The sequence below is a fragment of the Pseudotamlana agarivorans genome (assembly GCF_018860245.1).
Taxonomy (GTDB): Bacteria; Bacteroidota; Bacteroidia; order Flavobacteriales; family Flavobacteriaceae; genus Pseudotamlana; species Pseudotamlana agarivorans_A.
Genome location: NZ_JAHKPD010000011.1, coordinates 310,390 through 327,630, shown reverse-complemented (window position 1 = coordinate 327,630; position 17,241 = coordinate 310,390). Strand labels below are relative to the sequence as shown.

17 protein-coding genes are annotated in these 17,241 nt (G+C 35.3%); 2 read left to right on the top strand and 15 right to left on the bottom strand.

The window, feature by feature from the left end; all coding sequences use genetic code 11:
• Positions 1 to 41 precede the first annotated feature (41 nt).
• From KO493_RS06280 to KO493_RS06240, 9 genes are all read right to left on the bottom strand, one after another.
• Complete coding sequence (locus KO493_RS06280; protein ID WP_216067088.1) at positions 42 to 824, bottom strand: SDR family oxidoreductase; 783 nt, start codon at positions 822 to 824, stop codon at positions 42 to 44.
• Between the two features lie 60 nt (positions 825 to 884).
• Positions 885 to 2,321 (bottom strand): aldehyde dehydrogenase, encoded by a 1,437-nt coding sequence (locus KO493_RS06275; protein ID WP_216067087.1) that lies wholly within the window; start codon positions 2,319 to 2,321, stop codon positions 885 to 887.
• Positions 2,318 to 2,722, bottom strand: coding sequence for a RidA family protein (locus KO493_RS06270; protein ID WP_216067086.1), 405 nt, complete (start codon positions 2,720 to 2,722; stop codon positions 2,318 to 2,320). Before KO493_RS06270 ends, KO493_RS06275 begins: the two co-directional genes overlap by 4 nt.
• A 3-nt stretch (positions 2,723 to 2,725) precedes the next feature.
• The gene (locus tag KO493_RS06265) at positions 2,726 to 4,144 is read right to left on the bottom strand and encodes an FAD-dependent oxidoreductase (RefSeq protein ID WP_216067085.1); all 1,419 of its coding nucleotides are present in this window, start codon (positions 4,142 to 4,144) and stop codon (positions 2,726 to 2,728) included.
• A 37-nt stretch (positions 4,145 to 4,181) separates the two neighbouring features.
• On the bottom strand, positions 4,182 to 5,483 hold the full coding sequence (gene kynU / locus KO493_RS06260) for a kynureninase (protein WP_216067084.1): 1,302 nt from the start codon (positions 5,481 to 5,483) through the stop codon (positions 4,182 to 4,184).
• Positions 5,484 to 5,672: 189 nt separating this feature from the next.
• On the bottom strand, positions 5,673 to 6,329 hold the full coding sequence (locus KO493_RS06255) for a hypothetical protein (protein ID WP_216067083.1): 657 nt from the start codon (positions 6,327 to 6,329) through the stop codon (positions 5,673 to 5,675).
• Positions 6,330 to 6,401: 72 nt separating this feature from the next.
• Complete coding sequence (msrA, locus tag KO493_RS06250; protein WP_216067082.1) at positions 6,402 to 7,061, bottom strand: peptide-methionine (S)-S-oxide reductase MsrA; 660 nt, start codon at positions 7,059 to 7,061, stop codon at positions 6,402 to 6,404.
• A gap of 118 nt (positions 7,062 to 7,179) precedes the next feature.
• The gene (locus KO493_RS06245) at positions 7,180 to 7,959 is read right to left on the bottom strand and encodes a zinc ribbon domain-containing protein (protein WP_216067081.1); all 780 of its coding nucleotides are present in this window, start codon (positions 7,957 to 7,959) and stop codon (positions 7,180 to 7,182) included.
• A gap of 3 nt (positions 7,960 to 7,962) precedes the next feature.
• Positions 7,963 to 9,057 carry a Nif3-like dinuclear metal center hexameric protein gene (locus KO493_RS06240; RefSeq protein WP_216067080.1) on the bottom strand — a complete coding sequence of 365 codons (1,095 nt, stop codon included), beginning with the start codon at positions 9,055 to 9,057 and terminating at the stop codon, positions 7,963 to 7,965.
• Between the two features lie 141 nt (positions 9,058 to 9,198).
• Here KO493_RS06240 and lpxK point away from each other — a divergent pair, with 141 nt between their 5' ends.
• Positions 9,199 to 10,245: a tetraacyldisaccharide 4'-kinase gene (gene lpxK, locus KO493_RS06235; RefSeq protein WP_354667422.1), complete on the top strand. Its 1,047-nt coding sequence runs from the start codon at positions 9,199 to 9,201 to the stop codon at positions 10,243 to 10,245.
• Here the strand turns inward: lpxK and KO493_RS06230 are convergent.
• The 6 genes from KO493_RS06230 to KO493_RS06205 form a co-directional block, all read right to left on the bottom strand.
• Entirely contained in the window at positions 10,235 to 12,472 is a 2,238-nt protein-coding gene (locus tag KO493_RS06230; protein WP_216067079.1) for an ATP-binding protein, read from the bottom strand. The genes lpxK and KO493_RS06230 overlap by 11 nt on opposite strands.
• Before the next feature lie 32 nt (positions 12,473 to 12,504).
• Complete coding sequence (gap, locus tag KO493_RS06225; protein WP_216067078.1) at positions 12,505 to 13,515, bottom strand: type I glyceraldehyde-3-phosphate dehydrogenase; 1,011 nt, start codon at positions 13,513 to 13,515, stop codon at positions 12,505 to 12,507.
• A gap of 2 nt (positions 13,516 to 13,517) precedes the next feature.
• Positions 13,518 to 14,396 (bottom strand): lipoyl synthase, encoded by an 879-nt coding sequence (lipA, locus tag KO493_RS06220; protein WP_216067077.1) that lies wholly within the window; start codon positions 14,394 to 14,396, stop codon positions 13,518 to 13,520.
• Between the two features lie 105 nt (positions 14,397 to 14,501).
• The gene (locus tag KO493_RS06215; protein ID WP_216067076.1) at positions 14,502 to 15,047 is read right to left on the bottom strand and encodes an RNA polymerase sigma factor; all 546 of its coding nucleotides are present in this window, start codon (positions 15,045 to 15,047) and stop codon (positions 14,502 to 14,504) included.
• Positions 15,038 to 16,150, bottom strand: coding sequence for a glycosyltransferase (locus KO493_RS06210; protein WP_216067075.1), 1,113 nt, complete (start codon positions 16,148 to 16,150; stop codon positions 15,038 to 15,040). The genes KO493_RS06215 and KO493_RS06210 overlap by 10 nt, the downstream gene beginning before the upstream one ends.
• A gap of 7 nt (positions 16,151 to 16,157) precedes the next feature.
• Positions 16,158 to 16,361 (bottom strand): membrane or secreted protein, encoded by a 204-nt coding sequence (locus tag KO493_RS06205; protein ID WP_216067074.1) that lies wholly within the window; start codon positions 16,359 to 16,361, stop codon positions 16,158 to 16,160.
• 155 nt (positions 16,362 to 16,516) lie between these two features.
• On the opposite strand from KO493_RS06205, the gene aqpZ reads away from it, so the two are divergent.
• On the top strand, positions 16,517 to 17,203 hold the full coding sequence (gene aqpZ / locus KO493_RS06200) for an aquaporin Z (protein WP_216067073.1): 687 nt from the start codon (positions 16,517 to 16,519) through the stop codon (positions 17,201 to 17,203).
• The last annotated feature ends 38 nt before the right edge of the window (positions 17,204 to 17,241 follow it).

Genomic DNA, 17,241 nt, shown 5'->3' with positions numbered 1-17,241 from the left:
TTTCTATGAAACTTGATTATAAAGATAATAATTCAGGAGTCTTACAGCGATTTCGTGCGTCCACCATCAACAGGAATATTAACACCATTCACATAAGCCGCAGCTTGACTAGCAAGAAAAGCAATGACAGCAGCTGTTTCTTCTGGTTGTGCAAAACGTTTCGCGGGCGTGTAGTTTTTCATGGTTTCGGCCATGGCTTCAACAGAAACATCTTCAGCTTTTGCTTTAATCTTTACAATTTCAGCTAAGCGCTCGGTGTCTGTAAACCCGGGAAGGACGTTGTTTACTGTAATACCATATTCAGCAACTTCGTCAGAAAGGGTTTTGCTCCAATTACCTACAGCACCTCTAATGGTATTGCTCACACCTAAGCCAGGAATGGGCTCCTTAACCGAAGTTGAAATGACGTTGATAATACGTCCGAAACCTTCCGATTTCATAAACGGAATCGTAGCCTGAGCCAAAACATGGTTGCATTTTATATGCATGGTAAAGGCGTTTTCAAATTCCTCCAGACTAGCGGCTAAAATGGCGCCACTTCTAGGGCCTCCAGTATTATTGATAACGATATGAAAACCGTGATTTTTTTCAATAAACGTGATCACCTGTTCTTGCAATTCTCTAGGGTTGGAAAAATCGGCTACTATGTAACTGTGGTTTCTATGTTGGGGAAGTTCAGCTAAGACGGCCTTTATTTTTTCTCTGTTTCTCGCTACTAAAGTCACGTTTACACCTTCTTGAGCCAAGGCCATGGCTGTTGCTTTTCCTATGCCTTGTGTGCTACCGCAAACTAAGGCGTTTTTATTGTTAATTTTTAAATCCATTATAATGTCTTTTTTACTTCTATAAAATGAAGGTGCTCTAAATAGAGAAGGTGGGTTTTGTTAATATTTTATACACACATTTTTTGTTTTGGTGAAGAATCGTAAGGATTCTAAACCACCTTCGCGACCAACTCCAGAGGCTTTCATGCCTCCAAAAGGTGTTCTTAAATCCCTTAGCATCCATGTGTTTACCCAAACAATACCCGCTTCTAGTTGATTACTTAATCGCATGGTTCTGGATAAATTGTTCGTCCATAAAGTAGCTGAGAGTCCGTAATTGGAATCATTTGCCATTTTTAGTACATCTTCTTCAGTTTCAAAAGGCATGAGCGTCACAACAGGTCCGAATATTTCTTCCTGATTGATGGTACAATCATTTGAATCCACTTCAATAACTGTAGGCTCTAAGTAATACCCATTTTTAAAACTGGGGATGATCACTTGATTTCCACCAACAAGAATCTCGCCTTCGGTTTTAGCAATGTCAATATAATTTAAAATTTTTGTTAGATGCCCTTTAGATACGATGGCGCCAACATCGGTTGATTCTTGCGATGGATGGCCAATTTTTAACTGCTTTACTTTTTCGATAAAATCGGTTTTAAACCGTTCGTAAATGGTAGCTTCCACAAATATACGACTGCCACACAGGCAAATTTGTCCTTGGTTGGCAAACGAGGAGCGTACTGTGGTTTCCAACATTTTTTCATAATCACAATCATCGAAAATGATATTTGGATTTTTACCACCCAATTCTAAAGATAATTTTTTGAATAAGGGCGCTGCTGTTTTTGCTATTTCTGTACCTGTATTGGTGCCTCCTGTAAAAGAAATGGCTTTTATTTTGGGGTGTTCTACAATGGCTTTTCCTGTTGTAGCGCCTAAACCGTGAACAATATTTAAAACACCTTTAGGCAAACCAGCTTCGTTACATATGTCACCCAGTAAGTAAGCCGTGATAGGTGTAATTTCGCTAGGTTTCGCAATAACACAGTTGCCAGCGGCTAGGGCAGGAGCGATTTTCCAAGTGAATAAATAAAGCGGAAGATTCCATGGCGAAATACAACCAACAATACCAATAGGTTGGCGTAAGGTATAATTCATAGCCATGGCTCCAACACTTTCATGGCTTTCACTTGAAAATTGTGTTATGGCATTTCCAAAAAATCGAAAGTTGCTCGCTGCTCTTGGGATATCTATTGCTTTTGCGAGACGCAACGGTTTGCCATTGTCTTTGCTTTCCGCTTCAGCGAATTTATCCAAATGAAATTCTAGTAATTCTGAAATTTTAATTAGAATCCTGCTGCGTTTTTCAAAAGATGTTTGTGACCAACTCATAAAGGCCTTTTCAGCAGCTTTTACGGCTAAATCGATATCGCCCTTTGATGAGTTTGGGGTTTGGGCATAAACTGTTCCATAAGCTGGATTAAAATTGTCTAGCCAATCTTTTGACATGGGATCTTCAAAAGAACCGTTTATGAAGTTTTTAATTTTCATATAGATTTTATATAGGCCGTCACTTTAATTTCAACAAGTAAATCGGGGTGAGGTAATTGATGAACAGCCACTGTGGTTCTGGTCGGGCCGGTTTCTGTATTGAAAAATTCCGCGTAAGCGCTATTATATCCTGCAAAATCATTCATGTTCACTAAAAATGTGGTCACATCGGCAACATCATTTAAAGTGGCGCCCTCTTTAATGAGAAGTGTTTCTATATTTTTTAGAACTTCACGTGTTTGAACTTCTATATTTAGGTGTTTAGTTCCTAAATCGTCAATAATATCTACCCCAGCAATAGAATTGTCTGGTCGTCTAGAGCTAGTTCCGGAAACAAAAATAAAATTGCCAATACGTTTTGTTAGAGGATAAGCGCCGCGAGGTGTTACCGTTTTTTTCATGAGTTAATATTTTAAGCCAGCCTTTAGTTGGTCTTCTAGAATTTGGTTGGTATCGTGCTTAATTTTTTCTAAGAATTTTTCTAAATCTTCATTAGTGGTTTTATGGTTTATCGCAATCTCTCCACTAGAAAGCAGATTGAAAATAGCACGATCTTGAGCGCGACCTCGAATCATGGCAACATGATAATCGAGATTTTCATTAAAAGTTACCATGGCGTATTTTGAATGGTATTGCGTCGGGAACTTCTTTTCTAAAAGCATTTCGAGTTTCCGTTTTTCTTGAAAAATTGGGGCGATAACATGTTCCTTCATTTCATGAAAATTATCAATCGCTAAATCGGCAATGGCATCGGTATCAATTTTTCTGTTTTTTTGATAGGTTTTGAAGGTGGCTTCCCAGTGCTCTAAATTTTTATTTAAAATGGCGTCGAGTACGACTACATCTTCAAAAGCAGCGTTCATGCCTTGGCCGTAAAACGGAACAATAGCATGTGCAGCATCGCCCATTAAAAGCGTGTTGCCTTTATAATGCCATGGCGAACATTTTATGGTGCCTAGCGGTGATGTTGGATTTTTGAAAAATTCGGAGGCTAAATTTGGCATGATAAGTAAAGCATCTGGAAATTCTTCTTTAAAAAATGCAACTACTTTTTCTTCTGTTTTTAAGCTGCTAAAATTGTAGTTGCCTTCATCGTAACTTAGAAATAATGTGACCGTAAAACTACCATCTAAATTTGGTAACGCAATAAGCATAAAGTTTTTTCGAGGCCAAATGTGTAACGCGTTTTTTTGTGCTAGGTAGTCTCCATTTTCGTTGGGTAAAATGCTAAGTTCTTTATAGCCATGAGTTAAATAGTCTTGTGAAAAACTAAAAAGGAAACCTTTATCTAGATAATAGCTTTTTCTCAATACAGAACCTGCGCCATCGGCTGCTATAATAACGTCGGCATCTTCTACAAAATCTTTTTCAGTGTCATAATCTTGGAAAAGTGCTGTTGTATTTTGGAAATCGACCGATTTACATTTTTTATTGAAGTAGAAGTTTACGTTTTCATGATTTTCGGCTTCATTTAAAAGCAAGGCATTTAGGTCATTTCGCGATACGGAATTGATGTATTCGTGTTTTCTACCACTATAATTTGATTGAAAGGTATCTCCGTTTTTATCATGAATCATTCGCCCATGCATGGGTATACAAAGTGCTTTAACTTTCTCCTCTAAACCAACAAGTTTCATGGCTTTGTTGCCGCGATCGGAAAATGCTAAATTTATCGACCGACCAGCACTAAGGTTCGTTTTGCGTAAATCTGGACGTTTTTCATAAACAGAAACATTAAAGCCGCGTTGTCCCAAACGTAAGGCCAGTAAAGAGCCACAAAGTCCTGCGCCAATAATCAGTATGTTTTGTTGCTTGTTGTTCATGTTGCTAACTTTCTTATGAATGAAAAATGATTTTTAATTAATTAGTTTCTAAAATAGTCTTTAGTTTTTCAACCAAAAGATAAACATCTTTAAAGGAATTATAAAATGGTGTTGGAGCACAGCGTATTACATCGGGCTCGCGCCAATCGCTAATAACGCCAGCACCGGTTAGTTTATCATGTAATGATTTGTCTGCATTCCTTACCTGAATAGACAGCTGGCAACCACGTTCGTCTGGATTGCTTGGTGTGATAATTCGAATGGTTTCTTCTCCCAATTGATTTAATAAAAACTCGAAGTAACTGGTTAGTTTTTTCGATTTTTTAAGGAGCTTTTCCATGCCAACGCTTTCAAATAAATCTAATGAAGCTTTTATGGCAGCCATAGATAATATTGGCGGATTACTAAGTTGCCAACCTTCGGCACCAGGGATTTGATCGAAGTCATCGCGCATATTAAAGCGTGTGTTTTTATTGTGACTCCACCATCCTGTAAAACGGTTGAGGTTTTTATTGTGAGCGTGACGTTCATGAACAAAACATCCAGCCAAACTACCAGGGCCGGAGTTTAAGTATTTGTAGGTACACCATGCGGCAAAATCTGCCCCCGAATCGTGTAGGTTTAACGCCGTGTTTCCTGCTGCATGTGCGCAATCAAACCCAACTTTACATCCGCTTTTATGCCCTAATTCTGCGATGCGTTTTAAATCGAAAAACTGCCCGGTATAATAATTTACGCCACCAATTAAAATTAAGGCAATACTGTCGCCCTCTTTTTCGAGAATGGTTTCTAAATCTTCATAACGTATTAACGCTTCATTTTCTCTGGGCTGCCATAAAATCAAACTTTCCTTGTCGTCAAAGCCATGATGTCTTAATTGTGATTCTACAGCATATTTGTCTGAAGGAAACGCATCACTTTCAATTAGTATTTTATAGCGTGTTTTGGTAGGTTGGTAAAAGGAAACCATCATAAAATGAAGGTTTGCCGTTAAGGTGTTCATTACGACAACTTCAATAGGTTTAGCGCCCACGACTTTAGCCATAGATTCTGTTAAAAACTCATGATAAGGTAGCCAAGGTGTTTTTCCTGTTGTATGACCTTCCACGCCCAAATTCGCCCAATCTTCTAGCTCTTGATTAACATAGTTTTTTGTTTGTTTGGGTTGTAAGCCTAAGGAATTTCCTGTCATGTAAATTAGGTCATTCCCCAGTGCGTCTTGAGGTATGTGAAATTGGTTTCTGAAAGATTTTAAATCATCAGTTTCATCTTGTTTTAATGCGTATTCAAGGCCTGTATTATGAGTGAACACCGTGGGAATGTTTAGGGTTTCTAACAAAAATAAGCATTATAAATTTAGGAAAGAAGACTAAAGTTAGGGGTGAAAATGGCGTAAATGCTGGTTTGTAGAAATGGAAAAGCGCTTAAACCATTGGTTTAAGCGCTTTAATATATATAGACGCAAAACGCGGAATATTAAGCTGTTTACCTAATATACGATAAAATAGCCTAATTTGGATGTTTAAACTTAAATTTTATTAGTAATAACTTGAACATTGGTGAAGTTTAGATTCCAGGCACCTGTATTTTTTTTGTGTTCTAAAGCTAACTTTAAGCCTTTAAAATCTTGGAGGTTTTCAAAGGTGTTAATCATAGATGGTTCTACTCGATTTGCTTTTCTGTAAATCCATTCTTTAATGATATAATCATCAGAATAAAAAACATCATAAGCATCTCCTGGGGTATAACCACCTTGTTCAGGATAGGTTACGGTAATTTTATTGAGTAAGGTCTTACTAATTGGAGCTTCCGTTTGAGTCACTTCTGAAAACGTTAATTCAGACTCCCATACCAATTGAAAAGGAAACAGCAGCCAAAATTTATCGTTTATAAAGCCTCGATCTGTTTGGATTAAAGTTGAGTCTATTTGCGATCTAAGGTACTTAATGGAGTCATTTCTTTTGTATAAGGTGACCTGATCAGATTTTGGTTCCCAAGCCCAAACTCTATCAAAATGCATACTGTCTTTATCCACATTAAAGGTGAATTTTATTTCTGAAACCTTATCCCAATGTTCAAAACCATGAGCTACTGCTATCTTTTCGGCGATCTCATGTGTTTTTTGCCCATCTTCACAGGAAAAGAATAATAAAGCGAAGCATGTAAAAAGTATGGCGTTTTTCATTTGTTCTTTTTTTGCAAATATAGTGTTTGCACAACTTCTTTAGTCATAAATTAAACAAGTGGCAATGCCCTTCTAATAACCATTTTTAAGTAAATGCTTAGGGAAATTAGCTTTAAAACGATTAAAGCGTGGAACAGAAACGTTTAGGATGTAGCTATTATTGGGGTGATGCTTTTTGTAGTCTTGATGGTAATCTTCGGCAATCCAGAATTTTTGAAAAGGATAAACTTCTGCAGCTATTTTAGCGTTGATTTTTTTTGCTAATGCTGCTTTCTTTTTTAGAATAATCTGTTTTTGTTCTTCATTTTGATAAAAAATAATGGAACGGTATTGCGAACCACGGTCATTCCCTTGTCCGTTAACTTGTGAAACATTTTGAGAAGCAAAATAAACATCAACCAGTGTTTTAAACGACACTGTTTTAGGGTCGTAAATTATTTCTACGGCTTCAGCATGTCCCGTATTTCCAGTGTTACTTGCTGCGTAGGTTGGGTTTTTTGTATGTCCGCCAGCATATCCCGATATTGAAGCTTTAACACCTTTTACGCTTTCATAAATAGATTCTAGACACCAAAAGCAGCCACTTGCAAAATAGGCTTTAGCCATGCCATTGATTAGTGGCACTTCAACCGGTTTAGCATTTATAACGGCTTCTTGAGCAACATTAGATTGTGCCGTGTTCTGGCAACTGCATATAAGTAAAAAGAAGACCAACGGTATGACTTGTTTCATGCTGATTTTAATTTTTATGTTTTTTTAATAGTCGAAAGAAGGGGGAGAACCTTAATTAAAATTCATAAAAAAAGCCCTCACAGTGTGAAGGCTTTTAAAAAATATGATTGAAAATGGATTACAGTTTAGAAAACATTTTTTCCATTTTTTCTTTTTGTTCTTCAGCTAAAGCAGCATCAACTAAAATTCTACCACTATGCTCATCGGTAATTACTTTTTTGCGAGAAGCAATTTCAACTTGTACTTGCGGTGGAATAGTAAAGAAAGATCCTCCAGAAGCACCTCTTTCAATGGGTACAACAGCTAATCCGTTCTTAACATTCGTTCTAATTCTTGTATAAGCAGCAACTAATCTTGAATCGATGGTTTCTTTATACTCTTCAGATTTTTTGATTAAAGCTTGCTCTTCTTTTTCAGTTTCAGATAGGATCGCATCTAATTCACTCTTTTTGTGTTTCAGGTGGTTTTCACGCTCCTTTAAACGCTCTTTAGTTTCAGCGATAACTTCTTTCTTCTGTTCGATTTGAACTTTAAATTCTTTTATGTGCTTTTCGGCTAATTCAATTTCTAATTCTTGAAATTCAACTTCTTTAGTTAAAGAGTTAAACTCTCTGTTATTTCTAACGTTCTTTTGTTGTTCGCTATATTTTTTAATTAAAGATTTAGATTCTTCAATTAAATTTTTCTTTCCAGCGATATCGTTGTCAATTACTTCTAAATTAGAAACAAGTTTATCTAATCTAATGTTTAATCCAGCAACTTCATCTTCTAAATCACGAACTTCTAAAGGAAGTTCACCACGAACATTTCTTATTTCGTCTACACGAGAATCTATGAGTTGTAAATCGTATAAAGCTCTTAAGCGATCTTCAACAGTTACTTCTTTCTTTTTGGCCATACTTTAAAAATACTTAACAGGATTGGTATTTGTCTTTGATAAAATGATTGCAAAATTAGTAATTTTTTTCTTAAGATGTGCTACTAAAAGGTTTTTTGTGAACTGCTCACTTTCATAATGACCAATATCGGCTAGAAGAATGTTGTTTTCGGCAGTAAAAAAATCATGGTATTTGAGATCTGCTGTTATAAAGACATCAGCACCAGCAGCCTTAGCAGCCGAAATAGCAAAACTGCCAGATCCACCTAATACGGCCACTTTCTTTATTTTTTTATTTAAAAAAGGCGAGTGTCGTATGGCTTCGGTTTGCATATTTTCTTTTACATATTTTAGGAAGTTCGCCTCATTCATGGCGGTTTCTAATTCAGCAACCATACCCATACCAATATGCTGGTTTTTGTTTTCTAAGGTGGTGATTTCATAGGCCACTTCTTCGTAAGAATGGGTGTTAAAAAGCGTGTGTAGTACCTTTGATTCTAAGTGCTTTGCGAAGGTTACTGATATTTTGGTTTCTTCTTCTGTATGGGTTAATCCTCTTTCTCCTTTGGTTGGTGTAGATTCTTTATTTCCATTATAGGTGCCGTAACCTTCAACATTAAAACTGCACTCGTCATAATTGCCAATGCTTCCAGCTCCAATTTCAAATAGTGCACTACGTACTAAATGTGCTTCATATTTTGGCACATAAGTCACTAATTTTTTTACAGTGCCGCTTTGCGGGATTAAAACCTGTTTATTGACTAATTTTAATTGGTTGCAAATCATATCATTTACCCCCAAAAGCGCATTGTCTAGTGCTGTATGCATCGCGTAAATCGCAATATCATGCTTTATGGCTTTTAATACGACACGCTCTACATAAGTTTTTCCGGTTATTTTTTTAAGGCCTTTAAAAACAATAGGATGAAAGCTAACAATCATATTGCAGTTTTCAGATATGGCTTCGTCTACAACGGCTTCTAAAGTGTCCAGGGATACTAAAACACCAGTTATTTTTGCTTTTTTATCACCTACCAAAAGGCCAACGTTATCAAAATCTTCTGCGTAAGCTAAGGGGGCAAGTTCTTCTAAATGGTTTATGACATCTTGAACAATCATATAAATTTTAAGTATTAGTTTTTAACAGTATCTATCCTTTAAAAAAGATAGAATTAAAATGCGCTTTTTTACTATATAGAAATAGAAAAACTTTCCATTCTTCAATGGGGTAGGCTATCTTCTTTTACTGTAATTTTAAACATGAAATGGTATAACAAATATAAATATTATATTTTCGTTGCGATGAAAATTTTAAGACACCTCTTATTTCCTGTGGTTCCCATTTATTTTATGGTGACTTGGTTGCGTAATAAATTGTATGACCTCGGCATAAAAAAGGCGATGAATTATGATTTTCCTGTGATTTGCGTTGGAAATTTAAGTGCAGGAGGGACTGGAAAAACGCCAATGATTGAGTATTTGGTTAAGCTATTGAAAGCTGATTATAAGGTGGCGACTTTAAGTAGAGGATATAAGCGTAAGACAACAGGTTTTCAATTGGCCAATGCCAGTGCAACGGTCGAAACCATAGGGGATGAACCATTTCAGTTTTATAATAAGTTTAAAGATGCCATTGAAGTTGCAGTTGATTCAGATAGGCAAAATGGTATAGCCGAGTTGCAAGCTTTATCTAAAAAGTTAGACGTTATTTTGTTAGATGACGCGTTTCAGCATCGAAAAGTGCAAGCTGGATTTAATATCATGCTCACCACTTATTCTAATCCATTTTTTAGCGATATTGTTTTGCCTACAGGAGATTTAAGAGAGCCTCGAAGTGGCGCTAAACGAGCGCATTGTATTGTAGTGACTAAGTGCCCGTTGGATATCAATAATTCTGAAAAGGAGGCTATTATCAAACGTATCAACCCTTTAAAAAGTCAGTCTGTATTTTTTAGTTCTATAGTTTATTCTGAGACTTTATTTTCAGAAGCTGAATCCATAACTTTTGAAGCTATTAAGCCGTTTACACTCGTAACAGGTATTGCTAATGCAACGCCTTTAGTTCAGTTTTTGAAAGGGAAACAGTTGAATTTTGAGCATCTCAATTATAAAGATCATCATGAGTTCTCTGAACAGGATATTGTCGAACTTTCTAAAAAATCGTTAATAGTGACTACAGAAAAAGATTTTATGCGTATGAAAGATTATACTGTTTTGAGAGATAAGCTTTACTACCTTCCAATAGAAGTTAAAATTGATGATAAGCCAAAATTCGAGGCCTTAATTAAGGCATTTACTAAACGTTAGCAGATGGTTTTTTCTTAGAAGCCAGGGCTTGATATAGTTTCTTTTCAAACTCATCTTGCTTGAAAGGTTTAGGGATAATATCTGAAAAACCAGCATCATCAAATTCCTGCATTTTATCTTCAATAGTTACGGCTGTGAGTGCAAAAATGGTAAGATCTTTATCGAATTCCCTAATAAGGGTTGTGGCTTCAATACCGCTAATCCCTGGCATATGAATATCCATTAAAATGATATTGTAATCGTTGTTTTTAATCATTTCAACGGCATCTTCGCCATTGTCAATGATGTCACATGATAAATCCATTTTAGAGAGGATCTTTTTAGTAATCATTTGATTAATCTTATTGTCTTCTACCACAAGAATTTTCACGTTAGTTAAGTCTAAATCTGATTTGTCACCTTCAAAGTAATTTGATTTAGCTTCTAAGGACTCTTCCACAGTAGTATGCTCTAATGGAATTTCGAAATAAAAAGTAGTTCCCTTATTAAGCTCACTTTTAACGTAAATTTTCCCTTTTAAAATATCAATTAAACCTTTAACTATAGAAAGTCCTAAACCTGTTCCTCCATATTTTCGGTTAATTTGTATCGAGCCTTGAGAAAAACTTTCAAACATATGGTCTTGTTTCTCCTGGCTAATACCAATACCATTATCTTCTATTTCAAAGCGTAAGGTGTAAATTTTATCTTTTTGGTCAATTTTATAGACACGAATCCAAATATCTCCACTTTTGGTAAATTTTATAGAGTTACCAACTAAGTTTATGAGTATTTGTGAAATTTTGAGCTGATCGGCAATAAAGTTTTCTGTTAATCCGGAATCGTACTCAAAGTGAATTTTAACGTTGTTGTCTTCAGCCGAATTATTTAAAGCCAGAATAATGTTTGTAATTTTCTTCTTTAAATTGAAAGGTTCTGGCTCGATATCAACTTTATTGGCTTCAATTTTATTTATTTGAAGAATATCGTTTATAAAGGTTAATAAATAATCGCCAGAGAATTTTAAAGATTTTAAATGTTGTACTTGTTCTGGTTTAGGGTCTTCTTCTAACAACATGTTACTCAGTCCGGTAACAGCGTATAATGGTGTTCTTAATTCGTGGGTTACAGTCGATAGGAAATTTGCCTTTGTTTTCGAAGCTAATTCGGCCTTTTCTTTGGCTATAATTAACTCGCCATTCTTCTTATGAAGCATGGTGTTTGTCTTTAGCCTAATGTTGTTATTTTTGTAAAGTGATAAAGTTAAAAGCGATAAAATTGTAATTAATGCGACACTCAAAATAGAGATGAGTGTTCCTAAATTTTTGTCTTCTTCAGCTTTTTCTAATTTTTCAACGATTTCATTATTTTTTTCGATCTCTTCATTAAGTAAATATTGAGTTTCTTGGTTATTAGGAGAATAAATTCTGGTTAATCCACGAATAGAGTCCGAAAGTTTTAAATGATCTTTTAAGTATTTTCTTGAAAGTTTATAATTTCCAATGCTATTGTATAAGTCGCTAATTATTAAGTAGCTATCGTTAGTTATGTTTGTGAATTTATGGTTGTTTGCAATATTCAAGCCCTCTAAGCCAGAAACAATAGCTTTCTCGGTGTTTCCTAATTTGCTGTAAATAATAGCGTGGTTGTTTAGGGCTTCACTTTGAATTTTGTAAAAATCGTAAGTCTTTGCAATGGCTAATGCTTGTTCAGTAACGTCTCTAGATTTTTTATAATTTTTTAGTTGAAAATAAACTTTGCCTTCATGTATTAGTGTTTCTGCAAGCTCTTTATTTAAATTTTCTTCTTCAAATTTCGATTTGGCAGCGGTATACGAATCTAAAGCGGCATAATAATCTTGCTTCGCGAAATACACATCACCATAAATTTTATACGAGGCGCCTAAGTTTGTGTTGTCATTGATAATGCGTTGTATTTCAATGGCCTTATTTAATGATTTGAGCGCTTTGTCTTCTTGTTGAATAATGAGTTGTAAGCGTCCTTTCAAGGCATAAATAACACCAGCACTTTTTTTGTTTCCAGCTTTTTCGGCAAGCTCTAAAGCTTCATCTAGGTTTTTTTGAGCGTTATAATAATGGTAACTTTCAAGCTCAGTTTGTGATTGGGTGATGCGGTAGTTAATATTATTTTGAACAATTTCAGGATCTTGCTCAATCTTAGTTTGAGCGGAAACTCCTGAGAATATGAGTAATACTAATGCGTATAGGTATGTCCTTAAATTTGCCATTTGGGTTGGTGTTGCCAACAAATATAAACTTTTTAGTGATTTAGAGTTTCTTTTTCCGACAAATAACAAATTAAATCAATTATTCTTTTTGAATAACCAGATTCATTATCGTACCAACCAATAATTTTAACCATATTGCCAATTACTGAGGTCATTTGAGAATCGAAAATACATGAATGTGTATTTCCAACAATATCAATAGAAACAATAGGGTCTTCTGTATATTCTAAAATACCTTTATAATGATTTAGAGCAGCCTCTTTAAATGCGGCGTTAATGTCTTCTGTAGTCACCGTTTTTTTAACGTTGAGAGTGATGTCTGTTAGGGATCCATTGATAACAGGTACGCGAATACCACAACCACCAATAACATCTGAAAGTTCAGGGAATATTTTGGTTAAAGCTTTTGCTGCCCCGGTAGTTGTTGGAACAATGGACTGCGCTGCAGCTCTAGAGCGACGTAAATCGCGATGCGGAACATCATGTAAACTTTGATCGGTAGTATAAGAGTGTACCGTAGTAATATAAGCTTGATCGATGCCACAAAGTTTGTTGACAACATCAATCATAGGCGCCGCGTTATTCGTGGTACATGATGCGTTAGAAACTATGGTTTCCGTGCCGTCTAAGGCGTTATTATTTACGCCTAAAACAATGGTTTTGATGTCATCTTCAATTGGTGGAACACTTAAAATAACACGTTTAGCGCCATTTTTTATATGGTGACTTATTTCTGATTTATTTTTGAATTTGCCTGTAGATTCTACAACAAAATCAACGCTAAAAGGAAGCCAATTGATAGTTTCTGGATGTTTTTCATTTAATAAGGGAATGGCCCTATTGTTATAAATGATGTGGTTTTCATTGGATGAAAAATCACCTTTTAAAATACCATGAACACTATCGTACTTTAATAAATGTGTTAAAGTTTTAGCGTCAGATAAATCATTTATGGCAACAACCTGAATATTTTTATAGTCCTGAAGCAATCGAAAAACACGTCTACCAATTCTTCCAAAGCCATTAATGGCTACACGAATCATGACTAATTAATATGTTTTTGAGCCTTATATGACGATCTCACTAAAGCACTACTTTCTACATGACGGAAACCTAATTCTAATCCGATTTCTTCAAATTCTTTAAATTCGTCTGGATTGATAAACTTTTTAACCGGAAGGTGTTTTTTGGAAGGTTGCAGGTATTGCCCTATAGTGACAACATCCACATCGTTTGCTTTTAAATCATGAAGCGTCTGAATGACTTCTTCACGTGTTTCACCTAAACCAAGCATGATCCCAGATTTAGTTCTACGCTGACCTTGTTGTTTTAAGTATTTTAATACGCCCATACTACGATCGTATTGGGCTTGAATTCTAACATCACGCGTTAAACGACGCACCGTTTCTATGTTATGTGAAACAACTTCGGGTGCTACATCAATTATTCTATCGATGTGTTTTTCAATTCCTTGAAAATCTGGAATAAGGGTTTCTAAAGTCGTTTCAGGATTCATACGTCTAACCGCTTTCACCGTTTCAGACCACATGATACTTCCCATGTCTTTTAAATCATCACGATCCACACTGGTTAATACAGCATGTTTAATATTCATGATTTTTATTGAACGCCCAACTTTTTCTGGTTCATCCCAGTCCACAGTTTCTGGACGCCCCGTTTTCACACCACAAAATCCGCAAGAACGCGTACATACATTTCCTAAAATCATAAATGTTGCTGTGCCTTCTCCCCAACATTCACCCATATTGGGGCAGCTTCCTGAAGTACAAATAGTATTTAATTTGTATTTATCAACTAAGCCTCTAAGTTCGGTGTATTTTTTACCTGTTGGTAATTTTACACGAAGCCATTTAGGTTTTGGTGTGCGTTCGGGTAATATATTTGAAGTTATTTCACTGTTCATAATCTAAAAAAATAGAAATGCAAAGATACAAAGTATTCTTTTAAAACAGGCCTGTTAGCCCATGAGAAGTAGGTGTGATGATTGCCTTAAATAAGAAAGGTTTTACTATGTCTTCTGTATGATCTCAGCCAATAGTTTTTTGGCTCTTAATAGTTTTACTTTTACATTGTTTATAGGCTCTTTCAGTTCTTCTGAAATTTCTTTATAACTCAATTCTTGAAAATATCGTAGGTTTATTATTTCTTGATAATGAGGTTTTAGTTTTTTGATGTCACGTAGCAATTTCGCTAAATGTTGCTCAGTGATGAGCTTGTCTTCTGGAGAAGGCGATTCATCTAAAATATCATAAACTTCACGATTGTTTTTCAGAATAACTTGTGAAATGGAATTTTTTTCTTTCCGAAGTAAATCGATATGAATATTCTTAGAAATGGTTATTAACCAGGTTTTAAAGGTGTATTTCTCTTTAAAGGTTTCTATGCGGTCAAATGCTTTAGAAAAAGTTTGAATGGTAATATCTTCTGCGTCATTTTCGTTTTGTGTACGTTTTAGTTGAAAGCCATAAACGTCGTCCCAGTACAAATCTAACAAATAGTTAAAGGCCTTTTGGTCGTTTTTTTTTGCGTTTTTAATGACTAGATCTATTTCCAATGCTTGGGTTTTGAGATGATATTATTTATAAAGATAGTTAATTGTGTAATGATTAAGAAGCATTCTAAAAAGGGCAAGAGTAGGATTAAATCGGTTTCATTTAATTTTTTAGAAGCCAATCCTATAATTAAGTATTGTATAGCAATTCGGAATAAGAAAGCGCCTAAGACAAATTCCCATTGAAACTGGGTAATAAATAATATGATCGCTAAACTCCAAAATAAAAAGTTTGTAATATACAATGCTGCGAGTAATATTTTATGAGTTCGTTTATAGTGCGTAGCCGTAGAAACATGACGTCGCTTTTGTTTGTACCAAGCTTGAAAGGTTTTTTTAGGAACAGATTCGGTAAAACTGTCTTTAGAAAAAACAGAAGCTGTATTGATTCTTGTCGCTACTTGATTCACAAATAAATCATCATCGCCAGAACGCACTTGAATATGGTTTATAAATCCGTTTGCTTTGAAAAACTCCTCCTTCTTATAGGCTAGGTTTCTTCCTACTCCCATATATGGAATACCAGTTAATGCAAACGAAAAGTAGTTGGTAGCGGTCACCAAGGTTTCAAAGCGGATCAGTTTATTTAAAAGTGAATTCTTTATTTTTGAATAGGCACCGTAACCTAAAATAATAGTTTTTGAAGTCGTGAAATGTGCGGTCATTTCTGAAATCCAATTTTCAGAAAGCGGTTTGCAATCGGCATCTGTAAATAATAAAAATTCTTTTGTAGCCGCTTTTATACCTAATGTTAAGGCATATTTTTTATTTCCCCAAAAGGCTTCTATGTTTTTAACATTAACTATTTTTATGTTAGGTTGCTGCTCAGAAAACGCTTCCATAACTTCAAGAGTATCATCAGTTGAGGAATCGTTAATTAGTACGATTTCAAAATTAGGATGGTTTTGAGCACAAACGGACGGTAGAAATGTTTTTAAATTTTCAGCTTCATTCTTTGCGCAGATAATAACTGATATTGCTAAATCCTTTTTTGACTCTTGTTTTTGTTTAGAAAAAGCAAATTTGGCGAAGAATCCCAAATGGAATAAAACTTGAATGCCGACTACAACCAAAAAGGCATAGAAAACAAAAAGCAGTAAAGGCATACGCTACTTAAGAATGTGAAGGTTCATTACAATCATTAAATTGATCTGGTGTTTTACCGCAGAAACCACAAGATTCTCCTTCCTTGTTAAGCATAGGGTTTTGACTCGCACAAGTACCTGCAAATTTTCCATCCTTTTTAGCCCAAATTTTTATTGCAATACCTGCAATACCTAATGCTAGAAGCGCAATAGTAATAAAAAAAAGTTTCATTTTAAAAAATAATTGTTTTTGCAAAGGTACAATTTTTAGAATTTGGTTTTTAATACTTTTGAAACTAAAACTGTTAAGGTCGTACTAAAAATAGTAAACTGTTATTTGTTAATAATTCGTACATTTAAAACATTAACCAATATAATAAAACACTTATGAAAAAATTATTCGCAGAGTTTTTTGGAACCTTTTGGCTTGTTTTTGGAGGCTGTGGTAGTGCGATTTTTGCAGCGGGATACCCAGAGCTAGGTATAGGCTTTGCTGGAGTTGCTTTAGCTTTTGGGTTAACAGTTTTAACTATGGCATTTGCTGTGGGGCATATTTCTGGTGGGCACTTTAATCCTGCGGTTTCTTTCGGATTATGGGCAGGAGGAAAATTTGAGGCAAAAGATTTAATTGGTTACATAGTTGCTCAATTAGCTGGGGGACTTGTAGCAGCTGGGGCTCTATATCTTATAGTAACTGGTAAATCTGACTTTGAAACTATTGGTGGTTTTGCTTCCAACGGTTATGGTGCATTGTCTCCAGATGGATATTCTATGTCATCTGCATTACTTGCCGAATTTTTACTCACAATGTTTTTTCTACTTATCATATTAGGAAGTACAAATGAAAGAGCGCCTAAAGGGTTTGCACCTATTGCAATTGGTTTAGGCTTAACTTTAATTCATTTAATTAGTATTCCAATTACCAATACGTCGGTTAACCCCGCACGATCTACAAGTCAAGCGTTATTTGCAGGTGGAGCATATGTGAGTCAGTTGTGGTTGTTTTGGGTGGCCCCTATTGGAGGAGCTATTGTAGCAGGAATTATGCATAAGGCTTTGTTCGATAAAGAATAGCATCAATTCATGATGATGTAAAATAAAAAAGCCTCGTT

Bases quoted from the DNA above. Each gene is read 5' to 3' on its own strand.
- KO493_RS06205 (WP_216067074.1), bottom strand. From the start codon at position 16,361: ATGAAACTTTTTTTTATTACTATTGCGCTTCTAGCATTAGGTATTGCA.
- KO493_RS06240 (WP_216067080.1), bottom strand. From the start codon at position 9,057: ATGATTGTTCAAGATGTCATAAACCATTTAGAAGAACTTGCCCCCTTA.
- msrA (WP_216067082.1), bottom strand. From the start codon at position 7,061: ATGAAACAAGTCATACCGTTGGTCTTCTTTTTACTTATATGCAGTTGC.
- KO493_RS06210 (WP_216067075.1), bottom strand. From the start codon at position 16,150: ATGCCTTTACTGCTTTTTGTTTTCTATGCCTTTTTGGTTGTAGTCGGC.
- KO493_RS06280 (WP_216067088.1), bottom strand. From the start codon at position 824: ATGGATTTAAAAATTAACAATAAAAACGCCTTAGTTTGCGGTAGCACA.
- KO493_RS06255 (WP_216067083.1), bottom strand. From the start codon at position 6,329: ATGAAAAACGCCATACTTTTTACATGCTTCGCTTTATTATTCTTTTCC.
- aqpZ (WP_216067073.1), top strand. From the start codon at position 16,517: ATGAAAAAATTATTCGCAGAGTTTTTTGGAACCTTTTGGCTTGTTTTT.
- gap (WP_216067078.1), bottom strand. From the start codon at position 13,515: ATGATTCGTGTAGCCATTAATGGCTTTGGAAGAATTGGTAGACGTGTT.
- KO493_RS06270 (WP_216067086.1), bottom strand. From the start codon at position 2,722: ATGAAAAAAACGGTAACACCTCGCGGCGCTTATCCTCTAACAAAACGT.
- KO493_RS06275 (WP_216067087.1), bottom strand. From the start codon at position 2,321: ATGAAAATTAAAAACTTCATAAACGGTTCTTTTGAAGATCCCATGTCA.
- KO493_RS06230 (WP_216067079.1), bottom strand. From the start codon at position 12,472: ATGGCAAATTTAAGGACATACCTATACGCATTAGTATTACTCATATTC.
- KO493_RS06245 (WP_216067081.1), bottom strand. From the start codon at position 7,959: ATGGCCAAAAAGAAAGAAGTAACTGTTGAAGATCGCTTAAGAGCTTTA.
- lipA (WP_216067077.1), bottom strand. From the start codon at position 14,396: ATGAACAGTGAAATAACTTCAAATATATTACCCGAACGCACACCAAAA.
- KO493_RS06265 (WP_216067085.1), bottom strand. From the start codon at position 4,144: ATGAACAACAAGCAACAAAACATACTGATTATTGGCGCAGGACTTTGT.
- lpxK (WP_354667422.1), top strand. From the start codon at position 9,199: ATGAAATGGTATAACAAATATAAATATTATATTTTCGTTGCGATGAAA.